The organism is Deinococcus grandis (assembly GCF_001485435.1).
Lineage (GTDB): Bacteria > Deinococcota > Deinococci > Deinococcales > Deinococcaceae > Deinococcus > Deinococcus grandis.
The window spans coordinates 61,476-82,180 of sequence record NZ_BCMS01000002.1 but is presented as its reverse complement, the minus strand read 5'-3'; the positions used below and the strand labels follow the sequence as shown (position 1 = coordinate 82,180).

Annotated in this window: 16 protein-coding genes; 13 read left to right on the top strand and 3 right to left on the bottom strand. The window is 70.2% G+C overall.

Annotated elements, in window-relative coordinates; all coding sequences use genetic code 11:
- Positions 1–53 precede the first annotated feature (53 nt).
- Both DEIGR_RS15900 and pelF read right to left on the bottom strand, forming a co-directional pair.
- Positions 54–1,496 (bottom strand): hypothetical protein, encoded by a 1,443-nt coding sequence (locus tag DEIGR_RS15900; RefSeq protein ID WP_058978943.1) that lies wholly within the window; start codon positions 1,494–1,496, stop codon positions 54–56.
- Complete coding sequence (gene pelF / locus DEIGR_RS15895; RefSeq protein ID WP_058978941.1) at positions 1,493–2,953, bottom strand: GT4 family glycosyltransferase PelF; 1,461 nt, start codon at positions 2,951–2,953, stop codon at positions 1,493–1,495. The genes DEIGR_RS15900 and pelF overlap by 4 nt, the downstream gene beginning before the upstream one ends.
- Positions 2,954–3,257: 304 nt before the next feature.
- On the opposite strand from pelF, the gene DEIGR_RS15890 reads away from it, so the two are divergent.
- On the top strand, positions 3,258–3,452 hold the full coding sequence (locus DEIGR_RS15890) for a hypothetical protein (protein WP_058978940.1): 195 nt from the start codon (positions 3,258–3,260) through the stop codon (positions 3,450–3,452).
- 45 nt (positions 3,453–3,497) lie between these two features.
- Entirely contained in the window at positions 3,498–5,654 is a 2,157-nt protein-coding gene (locus DEIGR_RS15885) for a hypothetical protein (RefSeq protein ID WP_058978938.1), read from the top strand.
- 170 nt (positions 5,655–5,824) lie between these two features.
- Here the strand turns inward: DEIGR_RS15885 and DEIGR_RS15880 are convergent, their stop codons facing one another.
- The gene (locus DEIGR_RS15880) at positions 5,825–6,532 is read right to left on the bottom strand and encodes a response regulator transcription factor (RefSeq protein WP_058978936.1); all 708 of its coding nucleotides are present in this window, start codon (positions 6,530–6,532) and stop codon (positions 5,825–5,827) included.
- Positions 6,533–7,127: 595 nt separating this feature from the next.
- Here DEIGR_RS15880 and DEIGR_RS15875 point away from each other — a divergent pair.
- From DEIGR_RS15875 to DEIGR_RS15825, 11 genes are all read left to right on the top strand, one after another.
- On the top strand, positions 7,128–8,576 hold the full coding sequence (locus tag DEIGR_RS15875) for an NAD(P)-dependent oxidoreductase (RefSeq protein ID WP_083524214.1): 1,449 nt from the start codon (positions 7,128–7,130) through the stop codon (positions 8,574–8,576).
- The gene (preA, locus tag DEIGR_RS15870) at positions 8,569–9,948 is read left to right on the top strand and encodes an NAD-dependent dihydropyrimidine dehydrogenase subunit PreA (RefSeq protein ID WP_058978934.1); all 1,380 of its coding nucleotides are present in this window, start codon (positions 8,569–8,571) and stop codon (positions 9,946–9,948) included. The genes DEIGR_RS15875 and preA overlap by 8 nt, the downstream gene beginning before the upstream one ends.
- 53 nt (positions 9,949–10,001) lie before the next feature.
- Entirely contained in the window at positions 10,002–11,366 is a 1,365-nt protein-coding gene (gene hydA / locus DEIGR_RS15865) for a dihydropyrimidinase (protein WP_058978932.1), read from the top strand.
- Positions 11,367–11,430: 64 nt separating this feature from the next.
- A complete protein-coding gene (locus DEIGR_RS15860; protein ID WP_236704903.1) occupies positions 11,431–12,273 on the top strand; it encodes an ABC transporter ATP-binding protein in 843 nt (280 codons plus the stop codon).
- Positions 12,274–12,361: 88 nt separating this feature from the next.
- Positions 12,362–13,234 (top strand): ABC transporter permease, encoded by an 873-nt coding sequence (locus DEIGR_RS15855; RefSeq protein WP_236704901.1) that lies wholly within the window; start codon positions 12,362–12,364, stop codon positions 13,232–13,234.
- A complete protein-coding gene (locus DEIGR_RS15850; protein ID WP_058979336.1) occupies positions 13,219–14,193 on the top strand; it encodes an ABC transporter permease in 975 nt (324 codons plus the stop codon). Before DEIGR_RS15855 ends, DEIGR_RS15850 begins: the two co-directional genes overlap by 16 nt.
- Positions 14,194–14,240: 47 nt before the next feature.
- The gene (locus tag DEIGR_RS15845) at positions 14,241–15,302 is read left to right on the top strand and encodes an ABC transporter substrate-binding protein (RefSeq protein WP_058978928.1); all 1,062 of its coding nucleotides are present in this window, start codon (positions 14,241–14,243) and stop codon (positions 15,300–15,302) included.
- A gap of 230 nt (positions 15,303–15,532) precedes the next feature.
- The gene (locus tag DEIGR_RS15840) at positions 15,533–16,771 is read left to right on the top strand and encodes a hydantoinase/carbamoylase family amidase (RefSeq protein ID WP_058978927.1); all 1,239 of its coding nucleotides are present in this window, start codon (positions 15,533–15,535) and stop codon (positions 16,769–16,771) included.
- A 34-nt stretch (positions 16,772–16,805) separates the two neighbouring features.
- The gene (locus tag DEIGR_RS15835; RefSeq protein ID WP_229777937.1) at positions 16,806–17,573 is read left to right on the top strand and encodes a PucR family transcriptional regulator; all 768 of its coding nucleotides are present in this window, start codon (positions 16,806–16,808) and stop codon (positions 17,571–17,573) included.
- Positions 17,574–17,716: 143 nt separating this feature from the next.
- Complete coding sequence (locus DEIGR_RS15830) at positions 17,717–19,063, top strand: aminotransferase class III-fold pyridoxal phosphate-dependent enzyme (RefSeq protein ID WP_058978924.1); 1,347 nt, start codon at positions 17,717–17,719, stop codon at positions 19,061–19,063.
- 67 nt (positions 19,064–19,130) lie between these two features.
- On the top strand, positions 19,131–20,639 hold the full coding sequence (locus DEIGR_RS15825) for a CoA-acylating methylmalonate-semialdehyde dehydrogenase (protein ID WP_058978922.1): 1,509 nt from the start codon (positions 19,131–19,133) through the stop codon (positions 20,637–20,639).
- Positions 20,640–20,705: the final 66 nt, after the last annotated feature.

The following is a 20,705-nucleotide window of genomic DNA, read 5'->3' as shown; positions in this document are numbered from 1 at the left end:
CGCGGCCATCAAGACTTCGTTGTCACGTCATGCCAGCAGGTCCGGCGTGGGTCTTACGTGAGGTGACGCGCGTCCCTCACCGCCCAGGTGGTCAGCAGCCCGCACAGCAGCGCCGCCACCACCGCGCCCAGCAGGTACGCCGGGTCCGGCGCGAGTCCCGCCTCCCGCACCGCCACCTGCGCGCCCAGCGCGCCCGCCCAGGCCAGCAGCGCCCCGCCCAGCAGCGACACGTTGATCAGGTACCCGCTGAGCAGCAGCGCCCCGCCCACCAGCACGTGCCCGGTCAGCAGTTCGGGCGCCAGCACCGGACCGCCCAGGCGCGGCGACAGCAGCGCCACGAGCAGGTACGTCAGGGCCAGCCCGGCGGTGAACAGCGCGACCCGGCCGCTCAGGAACCGCGCGGCGCGCGCGCGGATCACGCCCACCGGGTCGGTGCGGCGCGCGCAGTCGCCCAGGCCGCGGTGCAGGCCGCGCAGCGTGAACTCCAGCACCCCCATGCCCAGCACCAGCGGCGCGACACTCCAGGACAGGCCCATCATGCCGCTCAGGTCCGCCCCGCCCGGCTGCCACGGATTGAGCAGCCGCGCCGCCAGGAACGCCGCGCACAGCCAGCCGTACGTCGCGTACAGCAGCGCCCGCCCGGACCGGGTGGCGACCGCCGCCGCGGGCCGCCCCGCGCGGATCACGGTCTGAGCGGCCGCCAGCAGCGGGCCGCCCACGGCGAGCAGCAGCGTCAGCCACTGCGGCGCCTGCACCACGCCGCTCAGGTCCGCCAGGATCAGCGCCGCGACCGGCAGGGCCGTCAGCAGCAGCCGCGCCTCCTGCCCCAGCACGAGCAGCGCCGTGGCACTCGCGAGGTACGTGCCCATCGCCAGGGCCACGCCCGCCGTGAGCAGGACCGGCAGGTCCAGCATCCAGGCCACCCCGGCGGCCAGCGCCGCCGTCAGGACCGTCGCCTGCACGCCCGCGACCGCCAGGGTCCGCGCGGCGGGCGCCGGGCCGCGCACGAGCGCCTGGTAACCCCGGTACGCGACGCCCTGCATCCAGCCCCAGCCGAACAGCGTGGCGGTCAGCAGTCCGGCGGTCGTGACCTGCGCCGCGCCCATGCCGGGCGTCAGCGGCAGCGCGAACGGGGTCCACAGGGCGGGCATCAGGTAGATCACGCCGCGCGTCAGGTCGCGTCCCAGCGGCACGGGGCGCGGCAGGGTGCTGGCCGTCACGTCCGGCGGGCGGAACGGCACGCGCCGGTACAGCAGCTGCGCGCACGCGAACACGTCCGGCGTGCCGAAGCGCGTGCGGACCAGCTGATCGGTGTACCCCTCGGCTTCCAGGATCGCGGCGAGTTCCAGCGGCTGCACCGCGCCCTGGCAGGCGCCCTCCAGGCGGCGGGACAGCTGCGCCAGCGGGTCCGGTGCGCGGCGGTCCCGGCCCGACCACGCGGCGGGCAGGCGCTCGCGCCGCTCGGTGTCCGGCGTGCGGCGCAGCGTGGCGCTCACGCGGGCACCCGCGCGGGCCGCGCGACCTGCGGGTACAGCCCGCGGTACACGTCCAGGAACGAGTCCAGCGTGAACTGCGACAGCACCCGCTGGCGCGCGGCGCGGCCCAGCCGCTCGCGCAGCGGCGCGCTGGACAGCAGCTGCACGCACGCCCGCGCGACGGCGTGCGGATCGCGGGACGGCACGACCAGCCCGGCTTCCCCGACGGCCTCGCTCACGCCGCCCACGTCGGTGGACACGGTCGCGCGGCCGGTCGCCATCGCCTCGATCAGGGTGTACGGGAAGCCCTCGCTGATGCTGGTCAGGGCGACCATGTGACCGGCGTGATACGCGTCCACGACCGCCGGGACGTGCCCCTCGAAGGTGGCGCTGCCCTGCACCCCGACCTCCTGCGTCAGTGAGTGGCAGAACCGGGCGTAGTCCTCGTTGCCGCGCGGCACGGACCCGAACATGCGCAGCTGCGCGCCGGGCAGCTGCTCCCGCACCAGCGCGAACGCCCGGATCAGCGTCTCGAGATCCTTCAGGGGATCGATGCGGCCCACCCAGCTGATGGTGGGCTGCGCGGGTTCGGCCGCGCTGGGCGGGAAGGCCGCCGGGTTCACGCCGTTGTACACCGCCATGATCCGCGCCGGGTCGGCGCCCTCGCGGACCTCCCAGCGTTCGTTGTACCGCGAGCCGGGCGTGATCAGGTCCGCCATGCGGTATGCCGCGCGGGTCAGGCAGCCGTAGAAGCGCAGCAGGAACGACTTGAACGCCGGGCTGTGGCTCGTGAACCGCAGCTCCAGGTAGCGTTCGCGCAGGTAGATGCCGTGCTCGGTCAGCACGAACGGCGTGCCGTACGCCCATTTCGCCGTGAAGGCCAGCAGCGTCGACAGGCCGTTCCCGGTCGCGTGGGTCAGGTCCGCCGCCGGGGGGCGCACGCTCAGCGGCCGCAGGAAGCGCGACAGCCACAGCGTCGCCTGCACGGCGTCCGCCAGGGTGGGTTGCAGCAGCAGGTCCCCCTCCGGGCGCTGCTGGCTGCGGGTGGGCTGCGCGGCGCGGCTCCAGAGGTCGTAGATCTGCTCGGCGCGGCCCCGACCGGTCAGCAGTGCCTCCAGGTCCGTGGCCTGCGCGTAGGTGTGCAGCCGGCGCAGGCCGCCCAGCATCACCTCCGGGTCACTGCCGGGCGTGAACAGCGCGTACATGAGCTGCGCGAAGCCGTCCAGCGCGTCCCGCCGGTCGGCGTGGCCCGCTCCTGTCCGGGCGCGCCGCGGCAGCGGCTGCAGCGACCACAGCGGCACGCTCTCGAGCCGCTGGACGTTTTCCGGCAGGTCGCCGGGCGTGACCTCGTGCTGGGCGGTCAGGGCGTACACCTGGAAGCGGTGTTCGGGCAGACCGCGGATCAGCTGGTCGCACCAGACGCTCACGCCGCCGCCAGCGTGCGGGTACGTGCCTTCACAGAGCAGAGCAACGTGCATGTGGCCTCCAGTGGGCAGACGAGACCGGGTCAGTGAGGGCGCGGGTCATACGGGCCTCCGCACGACCGGGTGGGACTCGGGGGGCCGGTCGTGATCAGGCGAAGATGATGGCCGCATGGTATTTATGAGGGCCGTTCACGAACGTTAATCCGGTCGCTGCGCCGCTACACGGGCGTTAACGCCCCACCCGCCGCGTGGCGGGCGAATGCGTCCCGGAGTGCCTCTGGCGGGCGCTGCCGGCCCTGCAACGCCACCGGGCCTGTCCCCTTGGCGGGGGGGGCGGCGGACTCTGATAGCATGAAACATGAGCGAAAAGTTGAATCTGGTGACGACGGATTTCAATACCCGCGCGCTCGAGATCGCGACCGACCTGTCCAGCATCGGCAGTCTCGATCACGGCGGCCGCACCGGCGAGGACTGGACCCGCGCCCGCGCCCGGTACATCCGTGAACTGTACGAGATCCTGACCACGCCCGCAGACCCGCCCCGCAAACCCTGACCACCCGGCGCTTCCCCCCCAGCGCGCCTTCCGGAGGGAGAAGACATGCCTGCCCGTGACCTGACCCTGCACGTCCTCGGCCACACGTACCTCAGCCGCGCCGCCAAGCCCGTCCCGGTGTCCGCCAAGGGCGCCGCGCTGCTCGCGTACCTGACGCTGGAACGCCGCCCCTTCCACCGCGAGCATCTCGCGGAACTGCTGTGGCAGTCCGGGGACGCGCTGCGCAACCTGCGGGTGGAACTCAACCGCCTGCGTCACCTCCTGCCGGACCTGATCCCCGAACGGCAACCCATGCTGGAACTCACGCTGCCCAGCGACCTCGACCACTGGACCGAACGCGCCGCCAGCATTCACCCCGACGAGGTCGGCGAGTGGCTGTCCCTGGGCACCGGCGTGCCCCTGAGCGGCCTGGAGGACCTGGGCAGCCCGGACCTGCGCGCCTGGGTGGACGGCCAGCGCTGGCGGATCACGCAGGTCGTCGAAACCCAGCTGAGCAGCGCCCACGCCCGTCTGCAGCGCGCCGGGCAGCACGACGCCGCCGACCTGATCTCCGCGCGGGCCGAGCAGCTCGGCTGGGCGCTGCGCGCCGCGCCCACCAGCGGCCCGGACCTGAGTTTCACCGGCCCGGACCTGCACCGCCCACTGCTGGGCGCCCTGCGCGCCGCGCGCGGCTGCCCGCAGGTGGCGCTGCTCAGCGGCCGCAGCGCCCAGGCCCGCCGCGAGGTCATCAGCGGACTCGCGCAGGGGCAGTGGCAGAGCCTGCACGTGGCGTGCCCGCCGGACCCGGACCTGCTGCTCGCGGCGCTGCTGCACCAGCTCGGCAGCCTGCTGCCCGACTCGGCCGAACGGCTCGAGTTGCTGCGCGCCCCGCACGCCACGCGGCACAACGTCGTGCGGCTGTGGTCCCTGCTGCCGCCCCTGAACCAGCCGCTGATCGTCGTCCTGAACGACGTCGTGGACCCCGGGCTGATCCTGCCGCACGTGCACGTCGCGCTGAACCTCCCGGTGGACCTGCTGCTCGTGCTGTGCCCGGCGCACGACGCGGCGCTGCGTGACACGCACGCCGCCCTCAGCGGAACCGACCAGTCCCGCGTGCACGCCCTGCACCTGCCGCCCCTGGGCACCACCGAGATCATGGACGCCCTCGCGAGCCGCCAGCACGCCTGGCCGGAGGAACGCCGCTACGCGTACGCCGCGCGGGTCGCCATGGATTCCGACGGGTGGGAACCCCTGGCGCGCAGCCTGCTGGCCGATCACGCCGACCTGGGCAGTTCACGCCCGGCGCTGCTGCACGAGGCGCGCGACCTGCTGCTGCGCGACCTGGGCTGGCTGCCGGACACGCTCCGTGACGCCATGGCCCGGCTGGCCGTCGCGCACGCCCCGATCGAACCGGCGGTCGCGGCGGCCCTGCTCGACGACGCCCCCGGCCTGCTGGCCCACGCCGAGCACCTGAAACTGCTGCGCCCGTGCGACCCGGTCGAGACCGTGCACCTGCCGCACCTGCACTACCGACCGTCGGACCGCAACGAGACGCTGTGTTTCGCCAGCGAACCGCTGCGGGTGGCGCTCGCCGCGACCCTCAGCCGCGCCGAACGGCAGCAGGTGCGTGAGCGGCTGGCCCGCGCCAGCACCGACGCGCGCCTCGCCGCGCACTACGCGCGCCTGTCCGGCCTGGACGCCGCGCCCGTCGCGACCGGCGCGGGCATCACGCTGGCCGGAGCGGCCGCGCCCCTGAGCGACCCCGCCCCCCCCACCCCGTCCGGGCCGCGGCAGGAATGCCGCACGGGCAGCGGTTACCGCGTGATTCTCGAAGGGGGCAGCCTGCAGGTCCTGCGGCACGGCCTGTTCGGCCGGCCGGCCACCCTGCGTCTGCCCTGGGGACCGGTGCCGCCCGGACCGTGGCAGCTGACGGCGCGGATCGACGCCCTGCGCGCCGGACCGGACCTGGGCCCGCAGGCGTCCTTCGCGCTGGGCTGGCAGGTGGGCGGCAGCAGCGTCCTGCTGGGGACCACGCCCACGCTGGACGTTCCGCCGGGTACGCGGGGCGCGTACTACGTGGCGCCGCAGGGCCGCTGGGTGACCGTGCGGGGCGACGGTCCGGGCGGCCCGGCGGAACTGCAGGTGCAGGCCATGGACGTCGCCGTGACCGTCACGCACCTGCGGGCGGGCTCGGCGCTGCTGCTGCAACTTGGCCGCGACTGATACGGATTCCGTTTGTTTCGCCAACAATCCGGAACTTCACCGGATTGCCGGCTGCACGTCCGGAGGGGCGTTTCTCTCCTTCTCGCATCCGCTCGGACCCAGCGGGCTTTGCAGCCCATTCAATCGGATTCCGTATGACCCCACGCGGGGCACGCAGGGCCACAGGACGGTCAGGGGTCGGCACGCTCGCCGAGCAGGGCCAGCCCACCCCGGCGAACGCTGACGAGCAGGTCCCCGGCGCCCGCCGCGGTGAGTTTGGCCCGCAGGTGGCACACGTGCACGTTCAGGGCGTTGCGGTAGGGCGTGCCCGGCCACAGCTGCTGTTCCAGGAACGCGCGGGAGAACAGCTGCCCCGGTTCCCTGAGCAGCACGGCCGCGATCTGCAGTTCCGTGGGGGAGAGGTGCAGGTCGCGCCCGTCGAGGCTCAGGCGGTGCTGCTGGCGGTCCAGGCAGAAACGCCCGATGCGCAGCGGGGCGCTGCGGCCGTGGCGGCGCAGGTGGGCCTGCACCCGCGCGAGCAGTTCGCGCGGATCGTAGGGTTTCATCACGAAGTCGTTGGCGCCCAGGGACAGCTGGTGCACGCGTTCCTGCAGGGCGTCGGTGGCGGTCAGGACGACGATGGGCGCGTCGGTGAGTTCACGCAGGCGCCGCGTGACCTCCGCGCCGGGCAGGTCCGGCAGGCCCAGATCGAGGAGGATCAGGTCGGGCGGGTGCTGCGCGGTGTACGTGAGGCCCTGCTGCCCGCTGGCCTCGGCGTGGATGTGGAAGCCCTCCAGGCTCAGTTCGTCGCACAGGACGCGGCGCACGTCGCGGTCGTCCTCGATCAGCAGGAGATGAGGGCGCTGGAGGTGATCGGTGCTGGGGCTGGTCTGGGTCATGGGAGGGCTCCGGCGCGCAGGGCGTTGCCCTCACGGTGTCACGGGCCCGCCGCTGGCGGATGGGGCGCGCTGGAAGTTGACGTTGACCTGACCTATCGGAAGTCTTGACGTTCGTATGGGGGTTTCCGAAAAGGCTGACGTGCAGAGTGTCCGGAAAATTTGGAACAAAAAGCACTTCCAGCGCACGGCTGTGCCATAACACAGGCATCTTGGTGCGTACTGAGTAAAAATTCAGTGTGACCATGCAAAGCTGAATGTCGCGCGAACGGCCGGAGGCGATGTGGAGGACATCCTCAGCGTACACCGAGAATGGCTATCTCAAAAAGATGCATAAAAATACATATTAGGAAGTATAGCACTACGCGAACCGGCCCCGTCTCGTTTGGACAGACTGTCCTAATTCTCCCTTCTAAGCATCGAATAAGATCTGATTCCCCAATCCACCGCCGCCGTCCCGTGTTCATAAAAATTCTGACGAGGCTTGACCTTATGCACACCGCTCGCTTAAGCTCATCTTCACTTCGGTTAAATCGACTCCAGTGAGGGTGCGAACCGACCCCGCTTCCCCACGCCCCGCCGTGAAGAGAGGTCAGTCATGGAAGACGCCCGCCCACCGCAGCTCACGTTCCAGGAACTCCTCCCGCCCATGACCGCGCACGAGGCGAGCGTCGAGGCGAACCGCTGCCTGTACTGCTACGACGCGCCGTGCCTGCAGGCCTGCCCCACCCACATCGACATCCCGACCTTCATCCGCAAGATCGCCACCGGGAACCTGCGCGGCTCGGCCCGCACCATCCTGGAGAGCAACTTCCTGGGTGGCACCTGCGCCCGCGTCTGCCCCGTGCAGGAACTCTGCGAGGGTGCGTGCGTGCTCGGCCCGGACCACACGCCCATCCAGATCGGCCGCCTGCAACGCCACGCCGTCGACCACGTGCAGGAACGCGGCATTCAATTGTTCACGCCCGCCCCCGCCAGCGGGCGCCGCGTCGCCGTGGTTGGCAGCGGCCCCGCCGGGATCAGCGCCAGTGCCGAACTCGCCAGGGCCGGGCACGAGGTCACGCTGTACGAGAAACGCGAGCTGGGCGGCGGCCTGAGCACCTACGGCATCATCGTGCTGCGCGAACCGGTCGAGGTCGCGCTGCGCGAGGTGCAGGCCGCCCGCGACCTGGGCGTGACCGTCGTCACCGGACACGAACTGACCACCCGCGCGGGCCTCGACGACCTGCTGACCACCCACGACGCCGTGATCCTCGCGCTGGGCCTGGGCGCCGTCCCCGCCCTGGGCATTCCCGGCGAGGAACACATCCTCGACGGGTTGCAGGTCATCGAGGCCAGCAAGATGGAGCGTCCCACCGGCGTCGGCAGGCGCGCCGTCATCATCGGCGCGGGGAACACCGCCGTGGACGCCGCCACCATCGCCCGCCGCTCCGGCGCCGACACCCTGATGGTGTACCGCCGCACCGAACGCGAGATGACCGCCTACCACCACGAGTACCTCTTCGCGCTGAGCGAGGGCATCACCTTCAGCTTCCTGACCCAGCCCGTGGAAGTCCTGCACGAAGGCGGGCAGGTCACGGGCCTGCGCTGCGTCCGCATGGGCCTCGGCGCACCGGACGCCTCTGGCCGCGCCCGACCCGAACCCATCCCCGGCAGCGACTTCGTCATCCCCTGCGACACCGTCATCAGCGCCATCGGGCAGGAGAAACCCGCGCTGGCCGCCACGCTGGGCCTGGAACTGGACGGCGGGTACATCCGCGTGGACGACACCCTGCAGACCAGCCTCCCGCGCGTGTACGCCGCCGGGGACTGCGTGCGCGCACGCGGCAACGCCAGCACCGTCATGGCCGTGCAGGACGGCAAGATCGCCGCCGCCAGCATCGAACGCGCCCTGGGACGCACGCCCCACGTCACCCTGAAACCCACGCCGCCCGCCGAGGTCCGCGAGCACCCGCTGTACATCGAGGCACACGGTCCCGTCCCCACCGGACCCAACCAGACCGCCCCCCTGGCCCACGCGCCCGTCACGGAGGCCCACCATGGCTGACCTGAGCATCGACTTCGCGGGCATCCGCTCCCCCAACCCCTTCTGGCTCGCCTCGGCGCCCCCCACCAACAGTGGCGCGCAGATCCACCGCGCCTTCGAGTACGGCTGGGGCGGCGCCGTCTGGAAGACCATCGGCGCGCCCGTCCTGAACATCAGCAACCGCTACGGCAGCCTCACGCTGGGCGGGCGGCGCATGCTCGCCATCAACAACGTCGAACTCATCAGCGACCGCCCCCTGGACGTCAACCTGCGTGAGATCGCCGAGATCAAACGCCTCTGGCCCGACCGGGCCGTCATCGTGTCCGCCATGGTCGACGCCGACCCGCAGGCCTGGAAGGACATCGTCATGATGATCGAGGACACCGGCGCCGACGGCATCGAACTCAACTACGGCTGCCCGCAGGGCATGAGCGAACGCGGCATGGGCGCCGCCGTCGGCCAGGTGCCCGAGATGTGCCAGCTGAACACCCACTGGGTCACCAGCGTCACCCGGCTGCCCGTCATCGTGAAACTCACGCCGAACATCACCCACATCGTCGACCCCGCCCACGCGGCCCTGGCCGGAGGCGCCCACGCCCTCTCGCTCATCAACACCATCAACTCCGTCACCCGCGTTGACCTCGACACCCTGCTCGTCTCTCCCAGCATCGGCGGGCGCGGCACGCACGGCGGCTACGCGGGGCCCGCCGTCAAACCCATCGCGCTGAACATGCTGACCGAACTCATGACCGACCCCCAGGTCCTGCGCAGCGGCGTCCCCATCAGCGGCATGGGCGGCATCGCCACCTGGCGCGACGCCGCCGAATTCCTCCTCCTCGGCGCCACCTCGTTGCAGGTCTGCACCGCCGCCATGCAACACGGCTACCGCATCATCGAGGACCTCACCGACGGCCTGGGCAACTGGATGGACGACCACGGCTTCAACACCATCGCCGACGTGACCGGCAAATCACTGCCGCAGATGAGCACCTTCGGCGGCCTCGACCTGTCCCACCAGTCCGTCGCGCGCATCGACCAGAACAAATGCATCGGCTGCGACCTCTGCTACGCCGCCTGCAACGACACCGCCCACCAGTGCATCGACCTCGTCAGCCCCGACGGCGTCACCGTCGACCCCGGCTACGACATGAGAACCAACGGACGACAGGTCGCCGACACCCGCCCCCGCCCCGTCGTCCGCGAAAACGACTGCGTCGGCTGCGCCCTGTGCGCCAACGTCTGCCCCGTCGACGGCTGCATCACCATGGTCACCGTCCCCAGCGGCCGCCAGAGCATCACCTGGGACGAACTGACCGCCCAGCGCCCCGACATCGCCCAGAGCTGGGCCGCCATGCAGGCCTACCGCGAAGAAGTCGGCATCGAGATCCACTGAGGCGGACTCCGGTCGAGCACTGTCCATACCCCACCCACTGAGAGGCTGCACACATGACCCTACTGATTCAACACGGCGAGATCGTCACGGACGGCAAACGCTTCAGGGCGGACGTGCTCGTGGAAGGGGAGACCATCGCCCAGATCGGCGAGAACCTCCCGGTGCCCGAGGGGGCCACCGTGATCGACGCGAGCGGGAAGTTCGTGTTCCCCGGCTTCATCGACCCGCACGTGCATATCCACCTGCCGTTCATGGGGACGTTCGCGAAGGACACGCACGCGACCGGGTCGCAGGCGGCATTGATCGGCGGGACGACGACGTTCATCGAGATGCTCGCCCCGGCGGGCAGTGAGGACCTGATGGACGGCTGGCGCACCTGGACGGGCATGGCGGAGGGGAACAGCGCCTGCGATTACACCTTCCACATCGGCGTGACCCGCTGGGATGACCGGACCGAGGCGACCCTGCGCGAGCTGGTGGGTCAGGGCATGCGGTCGTTCAAGGTGTTCCTGGCGTACCGGGGCGCGTTCGGGATCGACGACGCGGCGCTGTACCGGGTGTGCCGCCTGGCGGCGGAAATGGGCGTGGTCGTGACCGCGCACTGCGAGAACGCGGATCTGGTCGCGGAATTGCAGCAGAAGCTCCTCGCGGAAGGCAAGACCGGCCCGGAGTGGCACGAGCCGAGCCGTCCGGAGAGCGTGGAGGCGGAGGGCACGGCGCACTTCGCGACGTTCGTGGAGATGACGGGCGCGCACGGGTACGTGGTGCACCTCAGCAACGCCCGCGCGTTGCAGGCGGCGCTGGACGCCCGCGCACGCGGCGTGAACCTGGACGTGGAGGTCGTCATTCCGCACCTGACGCTCGACAGGACGTACGCCGAGCGGCCCGGCGTGGAGGGCGCGAAGTACGTGATGTCGCCCCCGCTGCGCGAGAAGGGCAACCAGCCGAAACTCTGGGCGGCGCTGGAACGCGGGGACATCGCCACCGTCGCCACCGACCACTGCCCCTTCGACGTGCAGCAGAAGCACATGGGCGACGGGAACTTCACCCTCATCCCGAACGGCATTCCGGCCATCGAGGACCGCGTGAACGTCCTGTACACCCAGGGCGTCAGCCGGGGCAACCTGAGCGTCGAGCGCTTCGTGGACGCTGCCAGCACCCGCGCCGCGCAGATCTTCGGCCTGTACCCCCGCAAGGGCACGGTCAGCGTGGGCAGCGACGCCGACCTCGTGATCTACGACCCGGCGTACCGCGGCACCATCAGCGCGCAGACCAGCCACATGAACAACGACTACAGCGGCTACGAGGGCTGGGAGATCGACGGGCGGCCCGAGGTCGTCACCGTGCGCGGTCAGGTGGCCGTGCAGGGGGGCGAGTTCGTGGGCGACCCGTCGCGCGGGCAGTTGCTCAGGCGGTAAGTGGGAAGTCGGAAGTGGTGAGTGGGTTCAGGCCCGAGGTTGACCGGAGTTTCAAGGAGGAACCGTGACGTACACCAGCCCCACCCCCCAGACCAGTGCGGCGCAGACCAGCCCGTCGCAGGTCAGTCCGCCTCCGAACGAGCCGCCCATCGTGTCCATCCGCGACCTGCAGAAGGTCTTCCCTGTGCCCGGCGGGGAGACGGTCGCGCTGAAGGACGCCAACCTCAGCATCCAAAAGGGGGAGTTCATCAGCCTGATCGGCCCGAGCGGCTGCGGGAAGACCACCCTGCTGCGCCTGATGGCCGACCTGGAACAACCGACCGGTGGGGAACTGCTCATCGCGGGCCGCCCCGCCGACGAGGCCCGGCGGGAACGGCAGTACGGGTACGTGTTCCAGGCGCCCGCGCTGATGGAGTGGCGCACGGTGCTCAGGAACGTGCTGCTGCCGCTGGAGGTCATGAACGTCCCCGGGGACCGCCTGGGCCGCGCCCGCGAGATGCTGAAACTGGTCGGCCTGGAGAAATTCGAGCGGAACTACCCCTGGCAGCTGTCCGGCGGAATGCAGCAGCGCGTGAGTATCGCCCGCGCGCTGGCGTTCGACCCGCCCCTGCTGTTCATGGACGAACCCTTCGGCGCGCTGGACGAGATCACCCGCGAGCACCTGAACCTGGAACTGCTGCGGCTGTGGCGCGAGACCGGCAAGACCGTGATCTTCGTGACGCACTCCATCCCGGAAGCGGTGTTCCTCAGCACGCGCGTGGTCGTCATGACCGCCCGCCCCGGCCGCATCGAGGGCGTCGTGGACATCGACCTGCCCCACCCCCGCAGCGACGACACCCGCGAGGACCCCCGCTTCTTCACGCTCGCCACCGAGATCCGCGAACTGCTCAAGAAGGGGCACGCGTGAACGGGGGGAGTGGCAAGTGGGAAGTGGGGAGTGGGCCGTGGGTCTGTTCCACTCACCACTCACCACTGCCCACTCACAGAGGAACGCCGTGACCACCCTGCGGCCCTCACGCGTGGCGGGTCTGGGCCCGATGCTGATCGTGGCGTTGATCGCGGCGGCGCTGTACTGGCCGCTGATGCTCGCCGCGAACGTCGGCCCGGCGGGGCGGACCCTGGCGAGCGGCGCGGAACTGAACTGCCGGACGGCGCTGGCCTGCGCCTCGCAGTTGCGCAACCCGGTGGTGCCCGCCCCGGCGCAGCTCGCGCAGGGCTTCGTGCGCCTGAGTACGCCGGTCACGTCGCCCCTGGCGCTGCCGTACAACGTGGGCGTCACCGCCGGGGAGACGCTGCTGGGCCTGCTGCTGGCGACCGTGACCGGGATCGGGCTGGCGCTGCTGCTGGTTGCCAGCCGCGCGTTCGAGCGGGCCACGCTGCCGTGGCTGGTCGCGTCGCAGACCGTCCCGGTCGTGGCGATCGCGCCCATGCTGGCGGTGCTGCTCGGGCAGTACGGCGTGCAGGGCTTCCTGCCCAAGGCGATCATCGCGGCGTACATCGCGTTCTTCCCGGTCGCGGTCGGCATGAGCCGGGGCCTGCGCAGCGCCGATCCGTTGCACCTGGACCTGATGCGCACGTACCATGCCAGCCCCGCGCAGACGTACCGGCTGCTGCGCTTCCCGGCCAGCCTCCCGCACCTGTTCACGGCGCTGAAGGTGGCGGTCACGTCCGCGCTGGTGGGCAGCATCGTCGCGGAGATCAGCACCATCTCGTTCTCCGGGCTGGGCAAGATGCTCGCCGAGAACTCGCGCGCCAGTGACACGGTCGCCCTGTGGGTGATCATGGCGTACGGCGCGCTGCTGGGCGTCACGCTGGTCGCCCTCGTGAACGCGCTGGAGAGGTGGGTGACGCCATGGACCAGACGATGACCCCCGCCCGCACCCTCGCCGCCCGGCCCGGCGCGGCCCTGCTGACCGCCGCCGCGCTGCTCGTCGGCGTGGGGGGCCTGCTGCTCGCCGCGCTGACCCTCCCCGCCCCCGGCGAGGGCACGCCCCCGGACGCGCGGGCGTGGCTGGCGGGCATCCTCGCCCTGCTGGCCGTGGGCGCTGTGGGCGTGCGCGGCGCGGCGCAGGGCGAATCCCGTGCCGCCCGCACCCTGCCCGCCGCGTTCACGCTGATCCTGGCCGTGCTGGGCACCGAGGCGCTGCTGCGCGCCTACGCCGTTCCCGCCGGACTGATCCCCACGCCGGGCCGCGTCCTGAGCGCCCTGTGGACCGCCCGCTCCGTCCTGCTTCAGGACACGTACACCACCTTCGTGCTGGAGGCCCTGCTGGGCTTCCTGGCGGGCACGGTGCTGGGGCTGGCGCTGGCGCTGCTCGTCGTGCGATTCCGGTTCCTGGAACGCGGCCTGCTGCCGTACGCCGCGCTGTTCTCCTCGATTCCCATCGTGGCGCTCGCACCCGTCATTGTGAAAGCCGTCGGGCTGGACTGGCCCAGCAAGACGGTCGTCGTGGCCGTCACCGTCCTGTTCCCCGTCGTGGTGGGCGCCGTGCGCGGCCTCCAGAGCGCGTCGCGACTGCACCTCGACCTGATGCACACCTACGCGGCCACGCCCGTGCAGACCTTCCGGGACGTCCGCGTGCCCGGCGCGCTGCCGTTCGTGTTCGGCGCCCTGAAAGTCGCCAGCACCCTGGCCCTGATCTCCGCCATCGTCGCCGAGTTCTTCGGCACGAACGGGCACGGCCTGGGCTTCCGCATTCAGATCGAGGTGGGCCGCTTCGGGCTGGACATCGTCTGGGCCGCCATCGTCCTGGCGTCCATTGCCGGTATCGCCTTCTTCGCGCTCGTCAGCTCCGCCGAGGCGCGGCTGCTGCCCCGCCGCTCCTGACCGATCCCGTTTCACCCGAACGCGCTCCCCACTCCCCGGAGGTTCCCATGAAACGCAGCACCCTGATCCTGGCCACCCTGCTCCTCGCCGCCGCCAGTCCCGCTTCCGCGCAGAAACTCGTGCCCGTCAAGGTGCAGCTCAAGTGGTTCCCGCAGGCGCAGTTCGCCGGGTTCTTCGTCGCGCAGGCCAAGGGCTACTACAAAGCCGAAGGGCTGGACGTGCAGTTCCTCCCGACCGGCGACCAGAGCCCCATCCAGACGGTCGCCACCGGCACCGCCGACTTCGGCACCACCTGGATCACCGACCTCCTGACCGCCCGGCAGCAGGGCATCCCGGTCGTGCACATCGCGCAGCTGTTCCAGAAGAGTGGGTACACCCTCGTGTCCCTGAAATCCGCCGGTCTCAAGACCCCGGCCGATTTCAAGGGCAAACGCGTGGGCGTGTGGCCCAGCGGCAACGAGTACCCGGCGGTGGCCCTGCTGAAGAAGTACGGCCTGACCACCAGCCTCGACTCCTCGGTCAGCAACCCCAGCGTGCAGGCCGTCACGTACCCCTTCGACCCCAGCATCGTCTTCCCCGACAAGGTCGACCTGGTCAGCGCCATGACCTACAACGAGGTGTACCAGATCGTCGGCCTCGGGTACCCGCTGGACAAACTCCAGATCTTCCACGCCAGCGACTACGGCATCAACCTCCTCGAGGACCTGATGTTCACCACCGAACGCACCCTGGCGAACAGGAACTTCAAGGGCAGCGGCATGAGCGGCGAGGATGTCGCCGCCAAACTCGTGCGCGCCACCCTGAAAGGCTGGAACTACGCCGTGAAGAACCAGAAGGAAGCCGTGCAGACCGTCCTCGTGAACTGCGGCAACACCTGCAAGGGCTCCGGCACGCGCTCCAGCGCCGCCAGCCACCAGACGTGGCAGATGACCGAGGTCGCCAAGCTGTACAACGCCGGACCCACCCTGAAGGGCCGCGCCGGGTACCTCGACCCCGCCACGTACAAAGCCAACGTGACCCTGCTCAAGAGCCTCGGCATCCTGAAAGCCGACCCGGCCCCCGCCGCCGTCACGTACAAGGTCTGGGAAAAAGCCACCGGGAAGAAGTAGATGGTTGATGGTTGAAAGTTGATAAGTCGCTGCCGGGTGATGATGCAATCAGCACCCCGAGCGGACTCGCAGAGCTGCGCAGCAGGGCGAGAAGGCAAGAGGAGCTCTGGGCAGAAGTGGAGCGGGTTCTGGCGCTTTTCCCGGACACGTGTAACGGAAGCCCAGAGCTCCTAGAGGGTGGTTCCATCACCTGTCAACCGTCAACTTTCAACTGTCTCCGAAGGAGACGCATGCTTGATCCACAACGGACCATCGACGAACTGAAAGCCCTGCGTGAATTGACCGGGGACGAGCACGGCGCGCAGCGGGTGGCGTTCACGGACACCTGGGTCGCCGCCCGCGCGTTCCTGAAGGAGAAACTGGACGCGCTGCCCGTCACGCAGCACATGGACGCCGCCGGGAACTGGTGGGCGACCCTGCCCGGCGAGAGTGACCGCGCCCTTTTGATCGGCGGGCACCTCGATTCGGTCCCGAACGGCGGGTGGCTGGACGGGTGCCTGAACGTCCTGGCGGGCCTGGAGGTCCTGCGCCGTGTCAATGAGCAGTACGCCGGGCGGCCGCCCGTCACGCTGAAACTCGTGGACTGGGCCGACGAGGAAGGCGCGCGCTTCGGCCGCAGCCTGTACGGGTCCAGCGCTGCCGGCGGCAAACTCGACGTGACCGAGATGCGCAAACTGAAAGACCGCGACGGCGTGAGCCTCGAAGACGCCCTGAGCCGCGTCGGAATCACCCTCGCGGATGCCCCGGACGCCCGCGCGGAACTGAGGGACGCCGCCGCGTACCTCGAACTGCACATCGAACAGGGGCCCGTCCTCGAACACCTGGACCTGCCCCTCGGCGCGGTCCTCGGCACCGTCGGCGTCGAACGGCACACGGTCACCTTCCACGGGCAGGCCGCGCACAGCGGCAGCACCCCCATGAACGTCCGCAGGGACGCGTTCCTCGCCGCCGGACGCTTCGGGCAGGCCATCTACGACATCGCCGCGCGGCACGGGGGCGTGTGCACGGTCGGCAGCGTCAGGACCCTGCCCGGCATCGTCACCAGCGTCGTCGAGACCTGCGAACTCACCCTCGACCAGCGGCACCTCGACGCGGACAAGCTGGCCGCCATGTGGCAGGACGCGCAGGACGCCGCCACGCAGTTCGCACAGGACGCAGGCTGCACCGTCACCTTCGGGTATCTCTGGAACATCGAACCCATCCCGTTCCACCCCATGCTCATCGACGCGGCCGAGGCCAGCATCCTGACCGTCACGCCCACCTCGCACCGCCTGCCCAGCGGGCCGCTCCATGACGCCGCCGAGGTCGCCCGCGCGGGCGTGCCCACCGTCATGCTGTTCGTGCAGTCCCTGCGCGGCATCAGCCACAACAGGATCGAGGACACCCGCGAGGACCACCTCGCCCTGAGCGTGCAGGCCCTGGATGAACTCACCACCCGCACCATGGACTGGATTGCGAAAGGCATCTGACAGCTCATCCGCCATGACGCACACTGAAGTCACCATGACCCCTGTTCGACTGGAGGATCCGATGTTGCCGACGCTGGCGGAACTGTTGACGCTTCCAGCGTTCGCGGGCGCGGAGGTCGTGAGCGGGCACGCGCACCTGACGCAACCCGTGACCTGGGTGCATGTGTCGGAGGTGGCGGACGCCGCGCGCTTCCTGACGGGCGGGGAACTGCTCCTCTCGACCGGGTCGCTGCTGGCCCGCATGAACGACGGCGAACTGGAGGGCTTCGTGGCGTCGCTGGCGCAGCGGGGCGCGCACGGGCTGGCGCTGGAACTCGTGCAGGTGTTCCGCGACGTGCCGCCCGCGCTGCTGGGCGCGTCGCGCCTGCACGGGCTGCCGCTGATCGTGTTCCGGTCCGAGGTGAGTTTCGCGGCCCTGACCCGCGCGGCGCACGCCCGCATCCTGAACCACGGCGGCCCGGCGCTGGACCCGAGCCTCGCGCCGCTGCTCGACGCGCTGGCCGAGACGGGCCGCAGCGTGGCGTTCCTGCGCGCGCAGCTGGGGCCGCTGCTGAACCTGCCCGCCCGGCCCCGCTCGACGCTGCTGGGCACGCTGGACGCCCTGTTGACCACGAACTTCAACATGGCCGAAACCGCCCGGCGGCTGGGCGTGCGGCGGCAGACGGTGTACTACCGCCTGGAGCAGCTGCGCGCCATGCTGCCTGACCTGGACGAACCCCGGCGGCAGCTGGGTCTGCATCTGGCGCTGGAACTGACGCGCAGCGAGGCGGGCGAGGCGCTCAGCGCCGCCGAGCGGACGTAGGCGGGCGACTGGACAGACTGTCTCTTGCCGCGCTGGCACGCATAAAACTACACTTCGGGTAACATTCGGTTTCCGCTCTTCTTTCTGAAGTCTGCGCCCTGCACACTGCCGGGTTCGCCCTGTCATTCTGGAGGTTGCCCCACATGCCCGACCCGCATCCCGACACGCACGACATCATCCAGGCGAACCGTGACCACACCCTGTTCTCGTGGAGCGTGCAGACCCAGACGAACCCCATCCACATGACCGGCGGGAAGGGCAGCCACTTCTTCGACGGCGACGGGAACGCGTGGCTGGACTTCTCCAGTCAGCTGATCAACATCAACGTCGGGCACCAGCATCCGGCCGTGCTGGACGCCATCAAGGCGCAGGTGGACACCATGTGCTTCGCCGGGCCGAGCTTCGCCACGGACGTCCGCGCGCAACTGGGGCAGAAACTGCGTGAGGTCACGGGCCTGGGCAAGAGCTTCTTCACGCTGGGCGGCAGCGAGGCGAACGAGAACGCCATGAAGATGGCCCGCCTGTACACCGGCCGCGACAAGATCATCACCCGCTACCGTTCCTACCACGGGGCGACGATGGGCAGCATGACCGCCAGCGGCGACCCCCGGCGCTGGCCGGTCGAACCCGGCGTGCCCGGCATCGTGCGCGCCTTCGACCCGTACTGCTACCGCTGCCCGTTCGGGAAGACGCCGGACAGTTGCGGGCGCGAGTGCGTGTCGCACATCGAGGAGATCATCCAGATGGAAGGGCCGCACACCATCGCCGCGATCATGGTCGAGGGCATCACCGGCAGCAACGGTCTGCTCGTCCCGCCGGACGACTACTACCCGAAACTGCGCGCCCTGTGCGACCGGTACGGCATTCTCCTGATCGACGACGAGGTCATGAGCGGCTTCGGCCGCACCGGCACGTGGCTCGCCACGCAGCATTACGGCATCAAGCCCGACATCGTCACCTGCGCCAAGGGCCTGACCAGCGGGTACATGCCGCTGGGCGCGGTGGTCGTCAGTGACGCCATCGCCGAGTACTTCGAGACGCACTTCCTGGCGGGAGGCCTGACCTACAGCGGGCATCCGGTCTCGCTGGCCGCCGCCGTCGCCAACCTGAAGGTCTACGAGGACGAGGGGCTGTTCGAGCACACCCGCGAGCTGGGCGAGTACCTCGGGCAGTGCCTGGAAGCCATGAAGGCGCGGTACGCCTGCGTGGGCGACGTGCGTTACAAGGGCCTGTTCAGCGTCCTCGAACTCGTGCGGGACAAGGCCACCAAGGAGCCGCTGGCGCCGTTCAACGGCACCTCGCCGGAGATGGGCCGCCTCGCCGCGCACCTGAAAAGCAGGCACGTGTACGCGTACAGCCGCTTCAACTTCCTGTGGGTCTGCCCGCCCCTCGTCGTCACCCGCGAGGAACTCGACGAGGGCCTCGCCGCGTACGAGGAAGCCCTCGCCCTGGTGGACGAGATGATCGGTTCACCCGTCGCCGCCGACTGATGAGGGGCGGTGAGCTCTGAACCGCCCTCCGGCTGTTTCCCACAACCCACACCCCGAGGTATTCCCAATGACGAACACGATGACCAAGCCCGCTCCCATCAACCACTGGCTGGGGGGCAAGTTGACGCCCGGCACGTCGGGCCGCACTGCGAAGGTGTTCAACCCGGCGACCGGGGAGGTGCAAGGGCTCGTGGACCTCGCCAGCCGCGCCGAGGTGGACGCGGCGGTCGCGGCGGCCGCGCAGACGGCGCGGTCGTGGCGTACGGTGCCGCTGAGCCGACGGGCTGAGATCATGTTCCGATTCCGGGCGCTGCTGGACGCCCGCCGGGACGACCTGGCCCGCATCCTGACCCGTGAGCACGGGAAGGTGCACGCGGACGCGCTGGGCGAGATCGCGCGCGGCATCGAGAACGTGGACTTCGCGTGCGGCATTCCGAATCTCCTGAAGGGCGGGTACTCGGAGGGCGCGAGTACCGGCGTGGACGTGTACTCCATCCAGCAGCCGCTGGGCGTGGTGGCGGGCATCACGCCGTTCAACTTCCCGGCGATGGTGCCGCTGTGGATGATCGCGAACGCGCTGGCCTGCGGGAACGCCTTCATCCTGAAACCCAGCGAGAAGGACCCCTCGGCGAGCCTGTTCATCGCGGACCTGCTGCAGCAGGCGGGCCTCCCGGACGGCGTGTTCACGGTCCTGCACGGCGATAAGGAGGCGGTGGACGCGCTGCTGGAGCACCCGGACATCGCAGCGGTCAGTTTCGTCGGGTCCACCCCGATTGCCCGGTACATCTACCAGAAGGGCACCGAGCACGGCAAGCGCGTGCAGGCGCTGGGCGGCGCGAAGAACCACATGCTGGTCCTGCCGGACGCGGACGTGAACATGGCCGCCGACGCCGCCGTCAGCGCCGCGTACGGGTCCGCCGGGGAGCGCTGCATGGCGATCAGCGTGGTGCTGGCCGTCGGGGACGTGGCGGACGGGCTGGTGGACGCCATCGCCTCGCGCCTGCCTGCCCTGAAGGTCGGCCCCGGCAGTGACGCCGCGAACGAGATGGGGCCGCTGATCAGCCGCGAGCACCGCGACCGGGTCGCCGGGTACATCGGCAGCGCCGCCGACCAGGGCGCGACGGTCGTCGTGGACGGCCGGGCGCAGACGTTCGACGGGAATGGGTTCTTCCTGGGCGTGTCGCTGCTCGATCACGTCACGCCCGACATGGACGCCTACCGCGACGAGATCTTCGGGCCGGTCCTGTGCGTGGTGCGCGTGCCCACCTACGAGGCGGGCCTGAAGCTCATCAACGACAACGAGTTCGGGAACGGCACCGCGATCTTCACGCGCGACGGCGGCGCCGCCCGGCAGTTCCAGTTCGACTGTCAGGTCGGCATGGTCGGTATCAACGTGCCGATTCCCGTCCCGGTCGCCTACTACTCCTTCGGCGGCTGGAAGGCCAGCCTGTTCGGCGACACGCACATGTACGGCCCGGACGGCATCAAGTTCTACACTCGCACGAAGGTCGTCACGTCCCGCTGGCCCGACCCGGCGACCAGCCGCGTGGACCTCGGCTTCCCCCAGAACCGCTGATCCAGAACCGCTGACCATCCCTTCTGACTGTACCCATTGACCGGGCGGGGCGGGCCGCGCGAGCAT

What these genes read in the sequence shown, in the direction of transcription:
- DEIGR_RS15875 (WP_083524214.1), top strand. Translation starts at nt 7,128, where the DNA reads ATGGAAGACGCCCGCCCACCGCAGCTCACGTTCCAGGAACTCCTCCCG.
- DEIGR_RS15885 (WP_058978938.1), top strand. Translation starts at nt 3,498, where the DNA reads ATGCCTGCCCGTGACCTGACCCTGCACGTCCTCGGCCACACGTACCTC.
- DEIGR_RS15840 (WP_058978927.1), top strand. Translation starts at nt 15,533, where the DNA reads ATGCTTGATCCACAACGGACCATCGACGAACTGAAAGCCCTGCGTGAA.
- DEIGR_RS15825 (WP_058978922.1), top strand. Translation starts at nt 19,131, where the DNA reads ATGACGAACACGATGACCAAGCCCGCTCCCATCAACCACTGGCTGGGG.
- hydA (WP_058978932.1), top strand. Translation starts at nt 10,002, where the DNA reads ATGACCCTACTGATTCAACACGGCGAGATCGTCACGGACGGCAAACGC.
- DEIGR_RS15835 (WP_229777937.1), top strand. Translation starts at nt 16,806, where the DNA reads ATGACCCCTGTTCGACTGGAGGATCCGATGTTGCCGACGCTGGCGGAA.
- DEIGR_RS15890 (WP_058978940.1), top strand. Translation starts at nt 3,258, where the DNA reads ATGAGCGAAAAGTTGAATCTGGTGACGACGGATTTCAATACCCGCGCG.
- DEIGR_RS15850 (WP_058979336.1), top strand. Translation starts at nt 13,219, where the DNA reads ATGGACCAGACGATGACCCCCGCCCGCACCCTCGCCGCCCGGCCCGGC.
- DEIGR_RS15830 (WP_058978924.1), top strand. Translation starts at nt 17,717, where the DNA reads ATGCCCGACCCGCATCCCGACACGCACGACATCATCCAGGCGAACCGT.
- pelF (WP_058978941.1), bottom strand. Translation starts at nt 2,953, where the DNA reads ATGCACGTTGCTCTGCTCTGTGAAGGCACGTACCCGCACGCTGGCGGC.
- DEIGR_RS15880 (WP_058978936.1), bottom strand. Translation starts at nt 6,532, where the DNA reads ATGACCCAGACCAGCCCCAGCACCGATCACCTCCAGCGCCCTCATCTC.
- preA (WP_058978934.1), top strand. Translation starts at nt 8,569, where the DNA reads ATGGCTGACCTGAGCATCGACTTCGCGGGCATCCGCTCCCCCAACCCC.
- DEIGR_RS15845 (WP_058978928.1), top strand. Translation starts at nt 14,241, where the DNA reads ATGAAACGCAGCACCCTGATCCTGGCCACCCTGCTCCTCGCCGCCGCC.